The 18,039-nt window shown below is 61.9% G+C and carries 19 protein-coding genes and 1 pseudogene; 11 read left to right on the top strand and 9 right to left on the bottom strand.

The window, feature by feature from the left end; genetic code table 11:
* The first annotated feature begins 49 nt into the window (after positions 1 to 49).
* Complete coding sequence (locus NKH41_RS11525) at positions 50 to 499, top strand: SgcJ/EcaC family oxidoreductase (protein WP_254817420.1); 450 nt, start codon at positions 50 to 52, stop codon at positions 497 to 499.
* 276 nt (positions 500 to 775) lie between these two features.
* Here the strand turns inward: NKH41_RS11525 and NKH41_RS11530 are convergent, their stop codons facing one another.
* Positions 776 to 1,141: a winged helix-turn-helix transcriptional regulator gene (locus NKH41_RS11530; RefSeq protein ID WP_352474516.1), complete on the bottom strand. Its 366-nt coding sequence runs from the start codon at positions 1,139 to 1,141 to the stop codon at positions 776 to 778.
* Positions 1,142 to 1,249: 108 nt separating this feature from the next.
* Between NKH41_RS11530 and NKH41_RS11535 the strand changes: the two genes are divergently transcribed.
* On the top strand, positions 1,250 to 1,954 hold the full coding sequence (locus NKH41_RS11535) for a glutathione S-transferase family protein (RefSeq protein WP_352503374.1): 705 nt from the start codon (positions 1,250 to 1,252) through the stop codon (positions 1,952 to 1,954).
* A 101-nt stretch (positions 1,955 to 2,055) separates the two neighbouring features.
* On the opposite strand, the gene NKH41_RS11540 is transcribed toward NKH41_RS11535, so the two are convergent.
* The gene (locus NKH41_RS11540) at positions 2,056 to 2,427 is read right to left on the bottom strand and encodes a winged helix-turn-helix transcriptional regulator (protein WP_352503373.1); all 372 of its coding nucleotides are present in this window, start codon (positions 2,425 to 2,427) and stop codon (positions 2,056 to 2,058) included.
* A gap of 110 nt (positions 2,428 to 2,537) precedes the next feature.
* On the opposite strand from NKH41_RS11540, the gene NKH41_RS11545 reads away from it, so the two are divergent.
* Positions 2,538 to 3,287, top strand: a complete 750-nt coding sequence (locus tag NKH41_RS11545; protein WP_352569766.1) for an SDR family oxidoreductase — start codon at positions 2,538 to 2,540, stop codon at positions 3,285 to 3,287.
* A 133-nt stretch (positions 3,288 to 3,420) separates the two neighbouring features.
* Positions 3,421 to 4,245: a DUF2189 domain-containing protein gene (locus NKH41_RS11550; RefSeq protein ID WP_352503372.1), complete on the top strand. Its 825-nt coding sequence runs from the start codon at positions 3,421 to 3,423 to the stop codon at positions 4,243 to 4,245.
* A 6-nt stretch (positions 4,246 to 4,251) separates the two neighbouring features.
* Here the strand turns inward: NKH41_RS11550 and NKH41_RS11555 are convergent, their stop codons facing one another.
* Positions 4,252 to 4,884, bottom strand: coding sequence for a LysE family translocator (locus tag NKH41_RS11555; RefSeq protein WP_352685524.1), 633 nt, complete (start codon positions 4,882 to 4,884; stop codon positions 4,252 to 4,254).
* Between the two features lie 119 nt (positions 4,885 to 5,003).
* On the bottom strand, positions 5,004 to 6,971 hold the full coding sequence (locus NKH41_RS11560; RefSeq protein ID WP_502895757.1) for a pilus assembly protein TadG-related protein: 1,968 nt from the start codon (positions 6,969 to 6,971) through the stop codon (positions 5,004 to 5,006).
* 337 nt (positions 6,972 to 7,308) lie between these two features.
* Here NKH41_RS11560 and NKH41_RS11565 point away from each other — a divergent pair, with 337 nt between their 5' ends.
* A complete protein-coding gene (locus NKH41_RS11565; protein WP_352503369.1) occupies positions 7,309 to 8,169 on the top strand; it encodes a TIGR01459 family HAD-type hydrolase in 861 nt (286 codons plus the stop codon).
* 9 nt (positions 8,170 to 8,178) lie between these two features.
* Complete coding sequence (locus NKH41_RS11570; protein WP_352772785.1) at positions 8,179 to 9,162, top strand: bifunctional riboflavin kinase/FAD synthetase; 984 nt, start codon at positions 8,179 to 8,181, stop codon at positions 9,160 to 9,162.
* 79 nt (positions 9,163 to 9,241) lie between these two features.
* Here NKH41_RS11570 and NKH41_RS11575 read toward each other — a convergent pair whose 3' ends face one another.
* Positions 9,242 to 9,796: an HdeD family acid-resistance protein gene (locus tag NKH41_RS11575; protein WP_352685523.1), complete on the bottom strand. Its 555-nt coding sequence runs from the start codon at positions 9,794 to 9,796 to the stop codon at positions 9,242 to 9,244.
* Positions 9,797 to 10,139: 343 nt separating this feature from the next.
* Here NKH41_RS11575 and NKH41_RS11580 point away from each other — a divergent pair, with 343 nt between their 5' ends.
* Positions 10,140 to 11,045: an alpha/beta hydrolase gene (locus NKH41_RS11580; protein WP_352772782.1), complete on the top strand. Its 906-nt coding sequence runs from the start codon at positions 10,140 to 10,142 to the stop codon at positions 11,043 to 11,045.
* 198 nt (positions 11,046 to 11,243) lie between these two features.
* Entirely contained in the window at positions 11,244 to 12,047 is an 804-nt protein-coding gene (locus tag NKH41_RS11585; RefSeq protein ID WP_352453469.1) for a MipA/OmpV family protein, read from the top strand.
* A gap of 16 nt (positions 12,048 to 12,063) precedes the next feature.
* On the opposite strand, the gene NKH41_RS11590 is transcribed toward NKH41_RS11585, so the two are convergent.
* From NKH41_RS11590 to NKH41_RS11600, 3 genes are all read right to left on the bottom strand, one after another.
* Positions 12,064 to 12,498, bottom strand: coding sequence for an RES family NAD+ phosphorylase (locus NKH41_RS11590; RefSeq protein WP_352541589.1), 435 nt, complete (start codon positions 12,496 to 12,498; stop codon positions 12,064 to 12,066).
* Between the two features lie 2 nt (positions 12,499 to 12,500).
* Positions 12,501 to 12,875, bottom strand: coding sequence for an Xre family toxin-antitoxin system antitoxin (locus tag NKH41_RS11595; RefSeq protein WP_254817430.1), 375 nt, complete (start codon positions 12,873 to 12,875; stop codon positions 12,501 to 12,503).
* An 85-nt stretch (positions 12,876 to 12,960) separates the two neighbouring features.
* Positions 12,961 to 13,146 carry a hypothetical protein gene (locus NKH41_RS11600; RefSeq protein WP_352772778.1) on the bottom strand — a complete coding sequence of 62 codons (186 nt, stop codon included), beginning with the start codon at positions 13,144 to 13,146 and terminating at the stop codon, positions 12,961 to 12,963.
* 42 nt (positions 13,147 to 13,188) lie between these two features.
* On the opposite strand from NKH41_RS11600, the gene ileS reads away from it, so the two are divergent.
* Both ileS and NKH41_RS11610 read left to right on the top strand, forming a co-directional pair.
* Positions 13,189 to 16,179: an isoleucine--tRNA ligase gene (gene ileS / locus NKH41_RS11605; RefSeq protein WP_352541588.1), complete on the top strand. Its 2,991-nt coding sequence runs from the start codon at positions 13,189 to 13,191 to the stop codon at positions 16,177 to 16,179.
* Between the two features lie 195 nt (positions 16,180 to 16,374).
* A complete protein-coding gene (locus tag NKH41_RS11610; RefSeq protein WP_352453465.1) occupies positions 16,375 to 17,055 on the top strand; it encodes a hypothetical protein in 681 nt (226 codons plus the stop codon).
* Positions 17,056 to 17,125: 70 nt separating this feature from the next.
* Here NKH41_RS11610 and NKH41_RS11615 read toward each other — a convergent pair whose 3' ends face one another.
* A complete protein-coding gene (locus NKH41_RS11615; protein WP_352474534.1) occupies positions 17,126 to 17,578 on the bottom strand; it encodes a nucleoside deaminase in 453 nt (150 codons plus the stop codon).
* Between the two features lie 76 nt (positions 17,579 to 17,654).
* Between NKH41_RS11615 and NKH41_RS11620 the strand changes: the two are divergent.
* Positions 17,655 to 18,039: pseudogene (locus NKH41_RS11620) on the top strand (pseudouridine synthase); the annotation flags it as partial.

The raw sequence follows: 18,039 nt of genomic DNA on the forward strand, positions 1-18,039 counted from the left end.
TATGGTGCCCATATAGTATGGCAACCGAACTATATGACAGGAGATCAGCATGGCTACCGGCAACGTCCGAACTGAAGGGGTGGAAAGTGTCGCGCACAGGCTGATCGAAGCTTGGAATCGTCACGATGCTCGCGCCTTTGCCGCCGTATTCGCGGCAGATGCCGAATTTACAAACGTCTTCGGGATGCAGGCGACTGGACGTGACAAGATCGAGCAGTTCCATGCCCCAATTTTTGAGAAGATGTTCAAGCACAGCCACCTATCCGCCGAAAGCGTGCGGAACAGGCTTGTTCGCCCTGATGTTGCCACGCTCGACCTGCGGTGGTCCATGACTGGCGCGCTCGATCCGATGGGAAACGAATGGCCGCGTCGGCGCGGATTAATCAGCGTAGTGGCGACGCGGGATCATGATGAATGGTTGATTGCAACGATGCACAATATGGAACTTGGGGACGATCAAATGGCAAAGTCTCAGGAGAAACTTCAAGAGGATAAGTAGGCTCTTCGTTCACGTCAGGATCGAAAGCGACAGCCAGCCAGCATGGTCAAGCCGATCTGATCGGGCAACGAGATCGAACGGCGGATCAGGTGATCAGGATTGGCGAGCTATGCTACAGGAGTTGGTGCCGGATGGCGGTGCCTTGTCCCGGTTTGGCTGGCCACAATGGCGCGCCCCATAGCCGGCCGCCTTGGTCTTGCGGAATCTAATGTATGAACGGCTTGGAGCGCTCTGGGCTCTCGCCGGCAGTTCTTTGCGGCGGTGATCGCCGGTCGGCTATTCCGCCGCCACGAGTTTGGTTTCCGGCGTCGATGTAGCCCGGTCGGCCCGATCGTCCTCGGTATCTTCCCACCAATCGCCCAGGGCGTCGATGAGCGGCACAAGTTTGAGACCGGGCTCCGTGAGGTCGTAATCCACGCGAAGCGGATAGCCGGTACGCGCCGTTCGCCGCACGATCCCGGCTTCCTCCAGCTTGCGCAGTTCCAGCGCCAGAATGCGGTGCGAAACTGTCGGGTTGTCACGCCTCAAATCGCTGAAGCGCTTGGTCCCGTCCTTGAGGTAGTAGAGCAGCAAGGTGGGCCAGCGACCGCTGAGCACACGCATAGTCTCCTCGATCGGGCAGCGTGAGACGACATCTTTCATGGCGGGGACCTGGTTACAGAATAGTGCGTAATTTACATGGGGCGACCAGCGTTTAGGGTCAAGTTTCGCTGCGCAGCGTAATCCCTAAATCATGGAAGAGACAAAGAAATGGAACCTATTCTCCTTTACGGCTTCCCGCTGGGAAGTTCGATGGGGCTTGTCGCTGCATTTGAACGCGTCGGACAACCCTACCGCCTGTGTCGCGTCGATATGCTCACTGAGATGAAGAACGACGCCTATGCCAGCATCAACGGTCGTCAGGAAACACCGGTGTTGATCACGGACGAGGGCAGGGTGCTCACCGAGACCATGGCGATTGCCGCCTGGCTCGAAGCCCGCGATACGCAACGCCGTATCAGCTTCGATCCTCGCTCGCCGGAGGGCGACCGGATGCATCAGCTGATGGCTTTCGTGAACACCGGTTTCACCGCCGCTTTCACCCCGCTCTGGGCGGCTTATGAAATGGAATCGGCCGAACCGGTGCTGCTGGCGACCTTGCGTGATTTCGGCCGCAAGGTCGTTACCAACCGCCATGACCAGCTCGAGGCGATGATCCTCGACACGGATTTCCTGGTCGGCGACCGGCCGACGCTTGCCGATACCACGCTGATCGGCGTAGCGCGCTGGGCGGAGTTCCACCAGGCGGTCGACGGCGCCGCTTATCCCAGGCTGGCGGCGCTACGCCGCCGCATCGAAGCCGATCCGGCCGTGCGATACGCGCAGGCCATCGAGGGTGGCGAAAAGCCGGCGGGTTCGGGTGCCTGTCTTGGCCATGTCCCCCTGGCCGAAGTGATCGATCGTTTCGCTGCCTAGCTTTTGTCACGCATCTCAGCCGCGCGGCGCCAAAGTGTGGTGCCGCGCGGTGACCGCCTGTGGCTTTAGCCGGGCAGGGCAAACAATCCGTGCACGATTAGTCAGGTGATCAGGTGGGATGCGTTGACACGCATCCAGTCGGCCAGCGAATCCAGCGTGCCACGCAAGGTTCTACCCAGCGGCGTTATCTCATACTCCACGCGCGGCGGCATCTCGGCATAGACCCTCCGATAGACCAGACCGCGATGTTCGAACAGGCGCAGCTGCCGCGTGAGCTCCTTTTGCGTAATCGGTGCGACGGCCCTCTGGAGCTCGCCGAAGCGGATCGGACAACCGGTGACGATCAGGCGATAAAGAATGGGAATGGCCCATTTTCCCGAAACCAGATTGACGAAATCGATCATCGGGCAACGATCGGTAGTGCCATTTCCGCCTTCGACTGGCGTTACCTCGATGGCTTTTGCCTGCGCCATGAAATTATTTCCTTTAGTACCCATTCGGTGCCTACTATACAAAGCATACTATCGTGTCGACAATGCCATTCTCATCGTCTTTGGGAAGGCAAATCATGGGTCGCCAAATCATGGGTCGCTTGAAAGGCAAATATGCCCTCATTACCGGGGCAACCAGTGGCATCGGTCTCGAAACCGCGCGCCAGTTCCTGGCCGAGGGTGCGACGGTGGCAATCACCGGCAGGAGCCCGTCCGGGCTGGAAGCTGCGCAGCGCGAGCTGGGCGGATCGGCGCAGGTGATCAGGAATGATGCCGGCAACCTCGCTGATCAGCGTGCGCTTGCCGCCGAACTCGCGCAGTGCTGGCCTCGGCTCGACATACTGAACATCAACGCCGGCGATGTGATGCATCAGCCCCTTCAGGATTGGGACGAGGTGGTCTATGACCGTCTGATGCAGACCAATCTCAAGGGGCCGTTCTTTTTGATCCAAGCCCTGTTGCCGATGTTCTCCAACCCGTCATCGATCATCCTGTGCGGTTCGGTCAGTGCCCATATCGGCCTGCCCCAGAGTAGCGCCTACGCCGCCAGCAAGGCTGGCCTCCTGTCGTTGGCGCGCACCCTCTCGGGTGAGATGATCGAGCGCGGTATTCGCGTCAATGGCCTCAGCCCCGGGCCGACCGAGACGCCGGCCTTGGGCAAGCTGGGTCTGCCCGAAGCGGACGAGAAGGCGCTTGGCGATCAGATACGCGCGCTAGTGCCGATCGGCCGGATGGGCAAACCCTGGGAACTCGCCAAGGCGGCGGTGTTTCTAGCATCGGATGAGTCGAGCTTCGTCGTTGGCACGGAACTGCTCGTCGATGGTGGCGTCGGAAATCTATAACCGGGATTTACCATCGTGACCATCGACTTGGCGACAATCACCCCTAAATCGACTACCATAGTGCTTATACGAGAAGTGGCAGCTACGGGCGGCCATCCTGGCGGCGGCCGTCCCGACCCACGGGAGAAAAGTTATGGCCGGCTTTCATGTCATGGCGGACGCACGTGGAATGCATGTACAGCCCACGGTGCGCCGCATCAGCACCGAGGATCTGCTCGATGCGCTCCGTCTCGGCGTAGAGGATTTCTGGGCCAAGCCGTCGCACTACGTGTTCCTGTGCCTGATCTATCCGGTGGTCGGCCTGATCCTGACGCAGTGGACGTCGGGCTCGAACGCCATCCAACTCATCTATCCGCTGATGTCCGGCTTCGCTTTGGTCGGTCCGTTCGCCGCTATCGGCCTTTACGAAATCAGCCGCCGGCGCGAGTTCGGCATGGATACATCCTGGTGGCATGCGCTCGACGTGCGCCACTCTCCGGCGCTGCCCGCGATTGCGGTCATCGGTATCATGCTGGTGGTACTGTTCCTGCTCTGGCTGTTCACCGCGCAATCGATCTATACCAGCCTGTACGGCAATCAGCCTCCGGCCTCTATTGTCGGCTTTATTCGCGAGGTGCTGACGACCAGCAAGGGCTGGACGCTGATCCTGCTCGGCAACCTGGCCGGGTTCGCCTTTGCCGCGATCGTGCTGGCGACGACCGTCGTCGCCTTTCCGCTGCTGCTCGACCGCGATGTCGGCGCGGTCTCGGCAATCGAGACGTCGGCAAGGGCAGTTCTGACAAACCCGCTGCAGATGGCGCTGTGGGGCCTGATGGTCGCCGTGCTGCTGGTCATCGGCTCGATCCCGCTATTTGCCGGGCTTGCCGTCGTCATGCCCATCCTTGGCCACGCGACCTGGCATCTTTACCGCAGGGTGGTCGAACCGGAGCGGGCACAGCCGGACCGGCGGCCGATGTAGGACCGATCAGCGTTGCGCGTCGGTTGCCATCTTGACGGCCAGCGCGGTCAGCACCGTGCCCATCATCCAGCGCTGGATCACCAGCCATAGCGGCCGCCCGGCGAGGAAGAGGGCGATCGAGCCGGCCGTCACCGCGATGATGGCGTTGACGGTCAGGCTGATCGCGACCTGTGTGGCACCGAGCACCAGAAGCTGCGACAGCACGTGGCCCTTGCCGGGGCTGATGAATTGCGGCAGCAGCGACAGATAGAGCGCTGCCACCTTCGGGTTGAGCAGGTTGGTCATCAGGCCCATGGCGAACAGCTTGCGCGGCCTGTCTCTCGGCAGTTCGCGGATCTGGAAGGGCGAGCGCCCACCGGGCTTCACCGCTTGCCAGGCGAGCCACAGCAAATAGAGCGCGCCGGCAAGGCGCAGCACATCATAGGCAAAGGGCACGGCGAGCAGCAACGCGGTGATGCCGAACGCCGCCGACAGCACGTAGAACAAAAAACCGAGCGCCACGCCGCCCAGCGAGATCAGTCCGGCCTTCGGCCCTTGCGACAGCGAGCGCGAGATCAGATAGATCATGTTCGGGCCGGGCGTCAGCACCATACCGAGGCAGACCAGCGCGAAGGCAAGATGGTTGGCGGGTTCAGGCAAGAGCGCATCTCCGGTGGGGACACTCACCACATGCTTCCATCACCCGCAAGGGCATGGCGGCAGGAGCCTTTGCGCCAGCGCGCCGGGCCCCCCTGCCTTAGTCGCCAATCCCATCGCCTTCAGCCGACGATGCGCAGGTTCGACAATTCGTTGGCGATTTCCTTGAAATTGTCGGACAGCGTCGCGCCCGTCGCATTCCAGAACAGCTTGGCCGGCTTGCTCGGGTCCGCCGGATCCTTGCGGAAGCGCGAATCCGAGGAACACGCCTTCAGCGCATCGATTGCCTTCTTGTCGCCGGCATCCGTAGGCGACAGGTCGAGCGCCACCGTCATCACCAGAATGTTCGAATTCTTTGCGTTGGCGCAGAGCGTTTTCATCTGCTCGTCGAGTGCTGCCGTGTAGTTGGCACCGGTATAGGTGGTCTTGCCGATATCGGTGCTGGTATTCATAAACAGGCGGGTTACGCTTCCAGATCCCGGATAGGTCAGGCCAGTGTAGCCGTAGGAGGCGTAGGTCGACCTGTTGTTGGCGTAGCTGCCGTCGCTGACGGCGCTATAGGTATTGGCTCCGTCGGTCAGCACCACGACCACCTTGTCGTTGCCCCTCTCGCTGTTCGGCCGACCATCGGTGAACGGTGGGTTGCTCGATACAGTTCGCCAGCCCCAGGCAAGGCCCTCCGGCACGTTGGTGTTGCCGTTCGGCGCCATGGCGTCGATGGCGTCCTTGATTTCCTGCTTCTGTGCGTCCTGGCTGACGTCCTTCAACGGCGTGATCGGGTTGGTGGTGCAGGAGGAATTCGGCCCATCGCCCGCGGCTGCGGATTGCGAACCGTATGGTTTTACCAGGAAATATTTGCGCATGTCAGACTGGCGCTGGGAAGCGGTAGGACCGGCGACATAGGGCCAATCGGCCCACCAGTTGTTGCCGTAATTGTAGGACGTGCTGATGACGTCGTTGATGCCGTCACGGTTGAAATCAAGCCACAGAGTGCCAGCCTCATCCGGGGCGAACATCGGCACGAAAAGCGTGGCCGGCGCGGCTGTATCGGGCGTGGTGTCGTCGACATTGTAGGGATATGGCCGTGCTTCGACGCAACCTTGCCAGCTCGCATAGCGGCTTGTGGTGTAGATATATTCCGGTGCGCTCCAGTGGCCGTACTGGCAGGTGCCGTTCTTCTTGTATGTGTCGCAGACATATTGCTTCGAATTGGGTACCTCTTCGCGGCCCGATTCGACCGTCATGTCGGCGTAGAGGCTGAAACGCGTCAGCGGCTGGTCCTTGGTCTCGCCCCAGCCGGTGCCGCGCTTGTACCAGACGCCGTTGAGCTTCTCGGCATATTTGTCCGGATTGTTGGCGGCACTCATCGTCGTCCAGTCGAAATCCTCGTGCTGGATCGGGGACATGCCGTCCTGATCCATCCAGCCGTCCTGGTCGTGGGTAGGGCCGACATTGACCGAGGCCGCAAACGGCACGAGAGAAAACTGCACCGGTTTGGTGATCTGCTTCATCTGCTGCGCCTGAAGCGCCAGCGTATCGACAAGCTGCTTGGCGGCCGACTTCAGCAGGTTTATTCGCTTCTCGCCGGTGCCGGAGCCGAGATCACTCATCGAGCCGGAATTATCCAGCACAAGCGCGACTTCGAGGGTGTTCTTGAGGCGGAGTTCCGAACATTCGGTGAAGGTCGTGTCACTTGCCGTGCCGCCGATCAGCAGGCTGGCGGCCGGTAGAAAATAGGGGTGGAAGGTGAGGCTGGCGCAGAGCTTCAGGGTGCCGCCGCCGGCATTGTTGTTGGGCAGCGTGACGGTCAGCGCTGTATTCGCCGGGTCGATACGTGCGAGATTGGTTTCGAAAAATGTCTTGGCGTAGGCCTTGACGTCGTTGTCGCTGGCGCCGGCAACGATCTGCTGGGCGGCGGCGAGGCCGGCCGCATCAAGGGCGTTCAGCGTTTCGTGCTTTTGGCGCAGCAACTCCCCGTAATCGACACTGAGCGCCAGACCGGCCATCAGTGGCACAATGGTGATTGCAGTCATTAACGAGTAGTTGCCACGTCTGTCGTGTCGGAATTCTCCGACTATTGCCTTCAGCATTCCCGCCCGCCCCATTTTTCCCGGACGATGCCACGCATTTTTAAATTTCCGATTGCTGAAATACGTTCAAGGCCGGTACGGGTTTTCAATCCCTGTTAACCACGCATCCGCAATCGGCAATGCTGCTTCGAGCTTCCCGCGGCAAAGCCTCTAAAAAAGGGGATAAGGCGCTGGAAAAGAAAAGCTTTCACCTCGCGTCCTCGCCGGCGTCCCCGTGCCACAATCTTGCGGCGCTATGAAAGCTGGTGACAGGGTGAAGCGCTTCGGTTAATCCCAGCCGGTCGCGGCGGACCGTCGGTCGCGGCGCTTGCAAGCATCATGGTACAGGGACAACGGCATGGCGGATTCGCCCGACATCATCGGTTCGCTCGCAGACTTGTCGGGAGCCTATTCAGCCATCCTGTGCGACGTCTGGGGCGTGGTGCACAACGGCGAATGGCATTTCCCGGCGGCGGCTGCCGCGCTGATCGCTGCTCGCGCGGCGAAAATACCTGTCGTGCTGATCACCAATTCGCCGCGTCGCAGCGCCGACGTGGTGGCGCAGATGAACGCCATCGGCGTTCCTCCCGCCGCCTACGACCGTGTCGTGACGTCCGGCGACGTTACCCGCGACCTGATCGCGGAAGGGCCGCGAAAGATCTTCCACATAGGCGCCGATCGGGATTTCACGCTCTATGAGGGCCTCGACGTCGAACTCGTCGAGGAGTTCGAAGCATCCGGCGTGGTCTGCACTGGCCTGTTCGATGACGAGGTGGAGAAGCCGGAGGATTATGCCGATCTTCTGCTGCGGCTGCGTGCCAGGAACCTGCCCTTCATTTGCGCCAATCCCGACATCGTCGTCGAGCGCGGCGAACGCATGATCTGGTGCGCGGGCGCTTTGGCCCGCGAATACGCACAGCTTGGCGGACGCACGCTGATCGCCGGCAAACCCTACGCGCCGGTCTATGATGTCGCCATGAAGGAGATCGCCGTCATTCTCGGCCGCCCGGTCGAGCGTTCGCAAGTTCTGGCCATCGGCGACGGCATGATGACCGACATCAAGGGCGCGGCCGACAATGGCTTCGACGTGCTCTACGTATCGGGCGGCATCCATGCCCGTGATTACGGTGAGACGCTGCAGCCGGATCCGGCCAGGCTCGCGGCCTTCCTGGAAAAATATGGCTACAGGCCGGTCGCGGTGATTCCCAGGCTGCAATAGGTTCAAGCCATGACGGCCATGTTCGAACGCATTTCCGCAACCGCACCGCTGCCGGCCCATCTGCGCGGCGGCGTGGTGGCTATCGGCAATTTCGACGGCGTCCACCGCGGCCACCAGGCGGTGCTCGAACGCGCGCGCGCCGAAGCGGAGCGTCGCGGCGTACCCGCCCTGGTGCTGACCTTCGTACCGCATCCGCGAAAGGTGTTCAGGCCGGACATGCCGTTGTTCGTGCTGACGCCGCCGCCGATGAAGGCGCGGCTGTTGTCGCATCTGGGCTTTGCGGCGCTGGTCGAGCAGCCGTTCACACGCGAGTTCGCCTCCTTGTCGGCGGAGGCTTTCGTCACCGGCGTGCTCGAGCGCAACCTCGGCATAAGCCACGCCGTCACCGGCTTCGATTTCCATTTCGGCAAGGACCGCCAGGGCGGCCCGGCCTATCTGATGGCTGCCGGCGAGCGCCACGGCTTCGGCGTCACGCTGGTGGATGCGTTTCGTGACGAAAGCGCCGAGGTGGTGTCGTCGAGCCGCATACGCACGCTGCTGTGCGAGGGCAATGTGGCCGAGGCCGCCGGTTTGCTCGGCTACCGTTTCACCGTCGAGGCGGAGGTGATCGGCGGCCAGCAGCTCGGCCGGACACTCGGCTTTCCGACCGCAAACATGAGGCTTTCGCCGGAAGCCACCCTCAAGGAAGGGATTTATGCCGTCCGCTTCCGCCGCGCCGACGGTTCGCTTCACGATGGCGTCGCCAGCTTCGGCCGCCGGCCGACGGTCGACGACAATGGCGCGCCATTGCTGGAGACCTTCGTCTTCGACTTTTCCGGCGACCTCTACGGCGAGATTTGTGCCGTGTCCTTCTTCGGCTACCTGCGCTCGGAGGTGAGATTCGACGGGCTTGACGCGCTGGTCGCCCAGATGAAGCGTGACGAGGCCGAGGCGAAGGCACTGCTCGCCGGCGTCAGGCCGCTTTCCGGGCTGGACGCGGCCATAGCTTTTTAGAGCATGGTCCCGAACCGAAGGTCAGCGAAGCAAAAAAGTGGGAACCGGTTTTCCGATTAAGATCATGCTCAACCAGAATTTATCTCTTCAGCGCCAAGCCAAGAGCGATGAAGCTCCAACCCTGGAAGATCAGGTCGACGGCCAGGAACAGGCCCAGCACCCACACGCTGTTGACCGGCCAGCCCATGGCGATGACCAGTCCCGCCAGCGCGCTGATGACGCCGGCCGCGACCACCCAGCCCCAGCCGGGCTGTGGCCGGTGGCTGTAGCCGACCCAGGCCCTGAGCACGCCTGAGGCAAGAAGCGCGACCGCCAGGAGGAAGGTCAGCACCGTCGAGGCGAGGACCGGATTGTCGAACGCGAAGAAGCCGGCGACGGCATAGAGGAGGCCGCTGAGCAGCCAATAGAAGAAGCGGCCCCATGTCTTCACACCGAAGGCATGGATGATCTCGACAATGCCGGCCATCAGCATCAGCCAGCCCACGACAAAGACCGAGGCGACGGTTGCGATGAACAGATTGCCGAAGGCAATGCCGCCGAAGACAAGCAGCAGCACCCCGAGCGCGACGAACCATCCCCATTTCGCCCGCGTCTGGCCAATGGCGTCTTTCATGGCATCGCTGTGCACGGTCATTGCCCTTTTCCCTCAAGGTTGCCTAGCTTCTTTGTTCCGGAAGGTAGCGCCGATCGCCTTGCCCGTCCAGCGAGCAGGCTGTGAGCGCCACACTCCCGAGCGATCCGCTAGACCTCCGTTTTTGACCCGAAGCGGCCAAATACCAGATGGAATGATTCGATCATGTGGGGGGTGAGCCAGTGCTAAAAGATAACAAGCGGGTTTACGGGCGACCCGTCGTCCCGTGTATTCGCCGCGGCGCAAGTGTAACGAAAATTCCCAGTGCTGGCATTGGCCCTTTATACGATGACGTGTGCTGCTGCTATATGCCGTTTTCTACGCTTGATGAGGCTAGGGAAGCAAAATGAGCGATGCGGACGAACACCTCGATCTGACGGAGATCAACGCCGTCCGCAGGTTGTTGACCTCAAAGCCTCGAACGGTCCGCTGGGACGAACGCCGGGCACGGCTCGACGAAGTCGGTTCGGTGTGGCCAGTCGCGGAGGACATCCGATGCGAGCATGTGGTTTTCGATGGCCTCGAGGGAGAGTGGTCGCTGGCGCCTGGGAGTGACAGGGACAAGATTCTGCTGTTTTTCCACGGTGGTGGCTACTGCTCCGGCTCTCTTAAAAGTCATCGTCGAATGGTGACCGAGGCAGGTCGGGGAATGGGAATGCGCACCCTCGCGATCGACTATCGCCGCGCACCGGAACATCCTTTCCCTGCGCAACATGAAGACGCACTCACCGCATGGCGCTTTCTGAGCCGGCAAGGCATCGCGTCGGATCGCATCGTGGTTGGCGGAGACAGTGCGGGCGGCAACCTCACTCTGTGCCTGGTCAGTATATTGCGCACGGCAGGCGAGCCGTTGCCGCAATGTCTTTGGCTGGTTTCGCCCTGGACGGACCTTTCGATGTCCGGCGCGACACTATCAACCAAGGACGCAATCGACCCTATCATCCACCGGGCGTATTTGGAGGAACTGGCAACGGCCTATGTTCCCAATGGCGTTGGTCGGCGCGATCCGCTGATCTCGCCCTTGTTCGCCGATCTGAGCGGATTTCCCCCAATGCTGATACAAGCCGGTTCGGCCGAGACGCTGTTGTCGGACGCAACTCGGCTCGCCGAAGCCGCTGGCGCGGCTGACGTTAAAGTAGGTCTCGAAATTTGGCCGCATATGATTCACGCTTGGCCGGTTTGGAATGCGGGGTTGAGCGCCGGTCGCCGTGCCCTTCACAGCGCAGGCATGTTTGTCCGCGAATGTTTGTAACCCCTGCCGAGCCAACTGCTATCGTATTCCAAACACTTGATCTGGAATCTTGGTGCGCCAAACAATCGACTGCAACGCGGAACAGGCCGGCCAACGCGGCCAATGTTGCGGATATTAAGTCAAATTTTACCGAACTGGCGCCATGGCTTCAGTCAAGGCTGGTTGTATCGGCCAATGCGTTCGACGTATGGAGTAACGATGCGGTCTGTCCCGACGATCTTGGCCGCATTCATGCTCGGCACCTGCGGCGTTGCCAAGGCCGGCGAGGGCACCTTCGGCTGGCTGTCCGGAGACTGGTACCTGACGGTCGGCGCCACCGGCATGGTTGCTCCGAATTTCGAGGGCGGCAAGAAGTACCTGCTCAGTGCCTCGCCGATCATCTCGCTCGGCAAGGCTGGTCCCGCGGCGCGCTTCACCTCGCGCAACGACAATATTTCATTGGCATTGATCGACGATGGCGGCGTCCGCGCCGGCCTGACAGGCAAGTTCCTGTTTTCCCGCGACGGTGGTGACGCCGACGAATTGAAGGGTCTCGACCCGGTGCGCTGGGGCGGCGAGGCTGGCGGCTTCTTCGAATTCTATCCTTTGGATTGGCTGCGTGCCCGCGCCGAATTGCGGCACGGCATTCGCGCCCATAACGGTTTTGTCGCCGACATCGCCGCCGACGCCTTTTACGATGTGACGCCCGACGTCAGGATTTCGGCCGGACCGCGCGTTTCGTTCGCCTCATCGGACTATTTCGACGCCTATTACGGCGTTGATGCCAAGGAGTCCCTGGCCTCGGGACTTAGCGAATATCATCCCGGCGGCGGGGTGAAGTCGGCGGGCCTGGGCGGCGCAGTGACCTGGAAGGTGACCGAGCCGATGACGGCCAGTCTGTTCGGCGAATATTCCCGCCTGATGGGCCCGGCCGCCGATTCCAGCCTGGTCAAGGAGCGCGGCTCCAGGGATCAGTTCATGATCGGCGTGTCGACGACCTATCGCTTCGATTTCTCGATGTGAGCGGGCGGGCGTCGGCTCATTTGATCAAACGGCTGTCGAACGGATAATGGTATAGGCCCGCAATCGTAATGCGTGACGCATCGTCATGGGTCGGGTTGAGCAGATAGTTGTTTGCCTTGTGCATTATGATCGAAGGAATTTTCATGAGCGCGTAACGATTGGCGGAGAGAAAGTCCGTGCCCTGTCGCCGTGTTGATTCCATGTCCTTGTCCCAGCCGTCATGGATAACCGGTTCGGTCATTTCTATTCCGTCCGGAACGTCGATTTCGATAAGCTGGTAGGTTTCCGGAACGGTTTCGCGCGTCGCATGCACCAGTATCTCCAGCAGTGCCGTCGAAGGGTGGTCGGTGCAATAGACGATGGGCATTCCGCGCCTGTTCCATCTTCCATCAACGAGCGTTCCGCCACGACCCGAGAGATCCGCGAAATTGGAGATGCGCCAGATGCGCATCGTCAGGCAAGCATGCCAAAGTCGATACGGATAAGCTCTTCGGAAACGACGTGGGCGCCGGTCTCTGTCTCAAGGAGATCGATCGGCCTTGCACCATCCAATGCTATGATCTCGCTTCTCAGCCAACGCTGGGCTTTCTCATGGCTACCGAATACCCGATCCGCCTGCTCGGCGATGCGTTCAAGGCGCAGGGCGCGGTCGGATTCAGCTGGCGAAAGCGGCTCGGCATGTTCCTTGCGACGCGCCAGCGTGCGGCGGGGGGCAACGATACGATAGAGTTCTTCGCTACTGAAACCCAGACTGCGCAGATGATCGATCTTGTCCGTAGGGACGGAAAAGTCGTGTGTTGCGCGAATTGCCCTTGCTGCGACCGACATGAATTGTTTCCTTGGCACTGCAGGCCATTCTGCTTGCCATTTGCCTACAAATGTATGCGCAATTGGCACCTTCCGCAAGGAAGCATCAGAGTTCGGGCTTTTCAATATCGCCTGTCTCGGTTAAAAGCCCAGCCATGACGAGCCTTTCGCGCCTTCTCGCGCCTGCGCTACGAATTACAGGCCCGGTGCTCCGGGCGGCCTGACCGCCGCCGGAGCCGCCGGGAATCTTGCGCGCGGCCTCTCGCGCTTTTTCCAGATCATGATAGTTCAACGCCCGGGCTCTTTTGCCGCCGGCAACGCATATGGCAGACGAATGACTGATACCGAGACCGCCGAGACGATCGATTATTCCAAAACGCTCTACCTGCCGCAGACGGATTTCCCGATGCGCGCCGGGTTGCCGGAAAAGGAACCGCTGCTGGTCAAGCGCTGGCAGGACATGGACCTTTACCGCAAGTTGCGCGAAGACGCAGTCGGCCGCGAAAAATACGTGCTGCACGACGGCCCGCCCTACGCCAATGGCAACATCCATATCGGCCACGCACTGAACAAGATCCTCAAGGACGTCATCACCCGCTCGTTCCAGATGCGCGGCTATGACTCGAACTATGTACCAGGCTGGGATTGCCACGGCCTGCCGATCGAATGGAAGATCGAGGAGCAGTACCGCGCCAAGGGCAAGAACAAGGACGAGGTGCCGGTCAACGAGTTCCGGCAGGAATGCCGTGAGTTTGCGGCGCACTGGATCAAGGTGCAGGGTTCCGAATTCCAGCGGCTCGGCGTCGTCGGCGACTTCGACAATCCCTATACGACGATGGCTTTCCATGCCGAGGCGCGCATCGCCGGCGAGCTGCTGAAATTCGCCATGTCCGGCCAGCTCTATCGCGGCTCCAAGCCGGTGATGTGGAGTGTGGTCGAGCGCACCGCGCTGGCCGAGGCGGAGGTCGAATACCAGGACTATGAGTCGGACACGATCTGGGCGAAGTTTCCGGTCGTCAGCCTCGCTCGCCAGGTCATCAACATCAAGGATGGGCAGCCAGCCCTTGATCCCAAGCTGACGCAGACGTCGCTCGATCTGCTTGATGCCAACGTCGTCATCTGGACGACGACGCCGTGGACGATCCCCGGCAACCGCGCCGTCAACTACTCGCCGCGCATCAATTATGGTCTCTACGAGGTTACGGCGGCCGAGAACGCCTTTGGTCCTCAGCCCGGCGAAAAGCTGATCTTTGCCGAGAAGCTTGCGGACGACGCTGCCGCGAAGGCCAAGGTCACTCTGAATCGGCTTCGCAGCGTTGGCGCCGAAGAGCTTGAAAACCTTACGCTTTCGCATCCCCTCAAAGCTCTGGGTGGCGGCTACGATTTCCCCGTGCCGATGCTCGCCGGCGATCACGTCACCGACGATGCCGGCACCGGTTTCGTCCACACCGCGCCGGGACATGGCCGCGAAGACTTCGACGCCTGGATGGATGCTGCCTCTGATCTTCGCCAGCGTGGCATCGACACCGCGATCCCCTTCACCGTCGACGATGCCGGCTTCTTCACAAAGGACGCGCCGGGCTTTGGCCCGGACCGCGAGGGTGGAGCGGCGCGCGTCATCGACGACAATGGCAAGAAGGGCAACGCCAACCAGGCTGTCATCGACGAGCTGATCAAGCGCAACGCGCTGTTCGCGCGCGGCCGCCTGAAGCACTCCTATCCGCATTCCTGGCGCTCGAAGAAGCCGATCATCTTCCGCAACACGCCGCAATGGTTCGTCTATATGGACAAGGAACTTGGCGACGGCACGACGCTGCGCAGCCGCGCCCTGAAAGCCATCGACGATACCCGCTTCGTGCCCGCCGCCGGCCAGAACCGCATCCGCGCCATGATCGAGGAGCGCCCCGACTGGGTGCTGTCGCGCCAGCGCGCCTGGGGTGTGCCGATCGCCGTCTTTGCCGATGCCGACGGCAATGTGCTGCGCGACGAGGCAGTCAACCGGCGCATCATGGACGCCTTCGAGAAAGAAGGCGCCGACGCCTGGTTCGCCGCCGGCGCCAAGGAGCGGTTCCTCGGCAATCACGATGCCTCGAAATGGCAGCAGGTCATGGACATCCTCGATGTCTGGTTCGATTCAGGCTCGACGCATGCCTTCACGCTTGAGGACCGGCCCGACCTGAAATGGCCGGCCGACGTCTATCTCGAAGGCTCCGATCAGCATCGCGGCTGGTTCCACTCCTCGCTGCTCGAAAGCTGCGGCACCAGGGGCAGGGCGCCCTACGACACCGTCGTCACCCATGGCTTCACCATGGATGAGGAGGGGCGGAAAATGTCGAAGTCGCTCGGCAACACCGTCGTGCCGCAGGACGTCATCAGGCAGTCCGGCGCCGACATCTTGCGGCTGTGGGTGGTGACGACCGATTATTGGGAAGACCAGCGGCTCGGCAAGAACGTGCTGCAGACCAATATCGACGCCTACCGCAAGCTGCGCAACACCATCCGCTGGATGCTGGGCACGCTCGCCCACGACGATGGCGAGGAGGTGCCGCTGGATAAGATGCCTGAACTGGAGCGGCTGATGCTGCACCGGCTCGCTGAACTCGATGAGGTCGTACGCTCGGGCTACGACGCGTTCGAATTCAAGCGCATCACCCGCGCGCTGCTCGACTTCATGGTGGTAGAGCTGTCGGCCTTCTATTTCGACATCCGCAAGGACGCGCTTTACTGCGAAGCGCCTTCCAGCGTGAAGCGCAAGGCTTCAGTGCAGGTGGTGCGCCATCTCTTCGACTGCCTGGTGAAATGGTTGGCGCCGATGCTGCCCTTCACCATGGAAGAGGCTTGGCTCGACCGTCATCCGGATGCGGTCTCCGTGCATCTCGACCAGTTCCCGGAAATCCCGGCGGACTGGAGGAACGAAGCGCTGGCGGAGAAGTGGCGCAAGGTTCGGCAGGTTCGCCGTGTCGTCACCGGCGCGCTGGAAATTGCCCGCGCGCAGAAGGTCATCGGCTCTTCGCTGGAAGCGGTGCCGGTCGTTACCCTCGACGATGCCGTGCTCGAAGCGGCGATCGCCGATGTCGATATGGCCGAGATGGCGATCACCAGCGATCTGGCAATCGTGCACGGCAAGGCGTCGGCGGGCAGCTTTACCCTCGACGACGTCAAGGGCGTCGCCGTGGTCGTCGAGAAGGCGGAGGACCGTGGCCTGGTGAAGTGCGCGCGCTCCTGGCGCTACACCGCCGATGTCGGCTCAGATCCGGAATTCCCGGATGTTTCGGCCCGTGACGCCGCTGTTCTGCATGAGCTGAAGGCTTTGAGCCGTCTTTAAGGCGGTGCACAAATGCCACGGCGGGCGGCCGATCGGCCCCCGCGCGTTGCCCTTAACGAGTGGTTGAGGTAAACACGCGAAACTCCGGACGACAAATTGTCGCCGGAATTCCGTCGGAAGAGCATAGGCGATGGGGACCGGACCTTTCTTTGGCCGGCGGCAATCGAGAGGCTGTCTACAGTGGGACTTTTTGGCATGACCGAGAGAACTTACGCGCGCGTTGCGCTGCTGGCGCCGCTTGTCGTATCGGGCCTCGCTTTGTCCGGCTGCATGGGCTCGCCCACTTACGGGACAGACAAGACCGCGGGCGCGCAGCTTGCCGGCGACCTCACCGGGGCTTTTTCCTTCGCACCCAAGCGCAAGGATAGTATCGACTACAAGCCGCGCCCCACACTGGTGAAGCCAGGGCCGGGGCAGAAGGAAGTCTTGCCGCCGCCGCAGGAAAGCATCGAGACGGCGAGTGCCGAATGGCCCGAATCGCCGGAGCAGCGCCGTGCCCGCCTGCGCGCCGATGCCACCCTGCATCAGGACGACCCGGCCTACCAGGCGCAGGTCATCGATGACGTGCAGACGGATCCGGCGTCGGTCAAGGCCGCGCTGAAGCTGTCGGGCTCGAGCCACCCGCCAGCCTGGACTCCGGCCGATTCGGACAAGAGCCGCGCCGCGGAAATCATGCGCCGCCGGGCTGAAGGCAAACAGGGCGACCCGACCACCCGCAGATATCTGAGCGAGCCACCGGTGCAATACCGCGCTGCCGCCGCCACCGCGCCGCAGGGTGACCTCGGCGAGGACGAGTACAAGAAGGAACGCCGCCTCAAGAGGGAGGCGGCCGCCAAGAGTAAGAGCGGCGGCATGTTCGACTGGCTGCCCTGGTAGGCTGACGGCGCCAGAGACGTTCTTGCCCTGGATTGGCTGACTTGGATGGACCGTCTGCCGGACCAGAAAATCAGGCTCCGCGTCGCTCGCGAAAAAAGTCCTTCAGCAATGCTGCTGCTGCGTTCTCGGCCATGCCCGGATAGATGTCGGGCACATGGTGGCAGGTCGGTGACGTGAAGAAGCGAACGCCGTTGACCACTGCGCCGCCCTTCTCGTCGGCAGCGCCGAAATAAAGCCGGCGCAGCCTGGCGAAGGAGATGGCGCCGGCACACATGGCGCACGGCTCCAGCGTCACATAGAGATCGTGGCCGCTGAGCCGCTCGCTGGAAAGCTTGCGGCAGGCCTCGCGGATCGCCAGCATCTCGGCATGGGCGGTGGGATCGGCAAACTCGCGGGTGCGGTTGCCGGCACTCGCAACGACCGTATCGCCGCCGACGACGACCGCGCCAACCGGCACCTCGCCACGCTGGGCGGCGGCTTCGGCTTCTTTCAGCGCCAGTGCCATGAAATCCTGCCGCTTCACGCGGTTTCCATTCCGATTATCTCCTCGCCACTAGAGCGCGATCCTGTTACTACCCGCGCAAACGAGCAAAGGCCACATGGACGACAAAAACAAGAAATTCCCGCGCAAGGCCGGCCCGAAGCCGGCAGGGACGCGTGGTCGCGATAGCGCTCCCGGCAAGGGCGGCAAGCCGTCCTTCGGCGCCAAAAAACCTTACGCTCCGCGCGGCGACCGGCCGGCGGCGGCCGAAGGCGAACGGCCGAAGCGCGACTTCAAAGGCGGCGACCGGCCATTCAGCAAAGGGCCGCGTCCGGAAGGCAAGCCTTATGAACAGCGCGAGGGTCCACGCAAGCCTTATGCGCCGCGCGGCGACCGGCCGGCAGCTGCCGAAGGCGAGCGGCCGAAGCGCGACTTCAAAGGCGGCGACCGGCCATTCAGCAAAGGGCCGCGTCCGGAAGGCAAGCCTTATGAACAGCGCGAGG

It is taken from the genome of Mesorhizobium sp. M1169, from assembly GCF_040318345.1.
Taxonomy (GTDB): Bacteria; Pseudomonadota; Alphaproteobacteria; order Rhizobiales; family Rhizobiaceae; genus Mesorhizobium.

What these genes read in the sequence shown, in the direction of transcription:
- NKH41_RS11595 (WP_254817430.1), bottom strand. Translation starts at nt 12,875, where the DNA reads ATGTCGGTCGCAGCAAGGGCAATTCGCGCAACACACGACTTTTCCGTC.
- NKH41_RS11540 (WP_352503373.1), bottom strand. Translation starts at nt 2,427, where the DNA reads ATGGCGCAGGCAAAAGCCATCGAGGTAACGCCAGTCGAAGGCGGAAAT.
- NKH41_RS11560 (WP_502895757.1), bottom strand. Translation starts at nt 6,971, where the DNA reads ATGCTGAAGGCAATAGTCGGAGAATTCCGACACGACAGACGTGGCAAC.
- NKH41_RS11575 (WP_352685523.1), bottom strand. Translation starts at nt 9,796, where the DNA reads ATGACCGTGCACAGCGATGCCATGAAAGACGCCATTGGCCAGACGCGG.
- NKH41_RS11525 (WP_254817420.1), top strand. Translation starts at nt 50, where the DNA reads ATGGCTACCGGCAACGTCCGAACTGAAGGGGTGGAAAGTGTCGCGCAC.
- NKH41_RS11610 (WP_352453465.1), top strand. Translation starts at nt 16,375, where the DNA reads ATGACCGAGAGAACTTACGCGCGCGTTGCGCTGCTGGCGCCGCTTGTC.
- NKH41_RS11565 (WP_352503369.1), top strand. Translation starts at nt 7,309, where the DNA reads ATGGCGGATTCGCCCGACATCATCGGTTCGCTCGCAGACTTGTCGGGA.
- NKH41_RS11545 (WP_352569766.1), top strand. Translation starts at nt 2,538, where the DNA reads ATGGGTCGCTTGAAAGGCAAATATGCCCTCATTACCGGGGCAACCAGT.
- NKH41_RS11570 (WP_352772785.1), top strand. Translation starts at nt 8,179, where the DNA reads ATGACGGCCATGTTCGAACGCATTTCCGCAACCGCACCGCTGCCGGCC.
- NKH41_RS11585 (WP_352453469.1), top strand. Translation starts at nt 11,244, where the DNA reads ATGCGGTCTGTCCCGACGATCTTGGCCGCATTCATGCTCGGCACCTGC.
- NKH41_RS11580 (WP_352772782.1), top strand. Translation starts at nt 10,140, where the DNA reads ATGAGCGATGCGGACGAACACCTCGATCTGACGGAGATCAACGCCGTC.
- NKH41_RS11530 (WP_352474516.1), bottom strand. Translation starts at nt 1,141, where the DNA reads ATGAAAGATGTCGTCTCACGCTGCCCGATCGAGGAGACTATGCGTGTG.
- NKH41_RS11535 (WP_352503374.1), top strand. Translation starts at nt 1,250, where the DNA reads ATGGAACCTATTCTCCTTTACGGCTTCCCGCTGGGAAGTTCGATGGGG.
- NKH41_RS11590 (WP_352541589.1), bottom strand. Translation starts at nt 12,498, where the DNA reads ATGCGCATCTGGCGCATCTCCAATTTCGCGGATCTCTCGGGTCGTGGC.
- ileS (WP_352541588.1), top strand. Translation starts at nt 13,189, where the DNA reads ATGACTGATACCGAGACCGCCGAGACGATCGATTATTCCAAAACGCTC.
- NKH41_RS11550 (WP_352503372.1), top strand. Translation starts at nt 3,421, where the DNA reads ATGGCCGGCTTTCATGTCATGGCGGACGCACGTGGAATGCATGTACAG.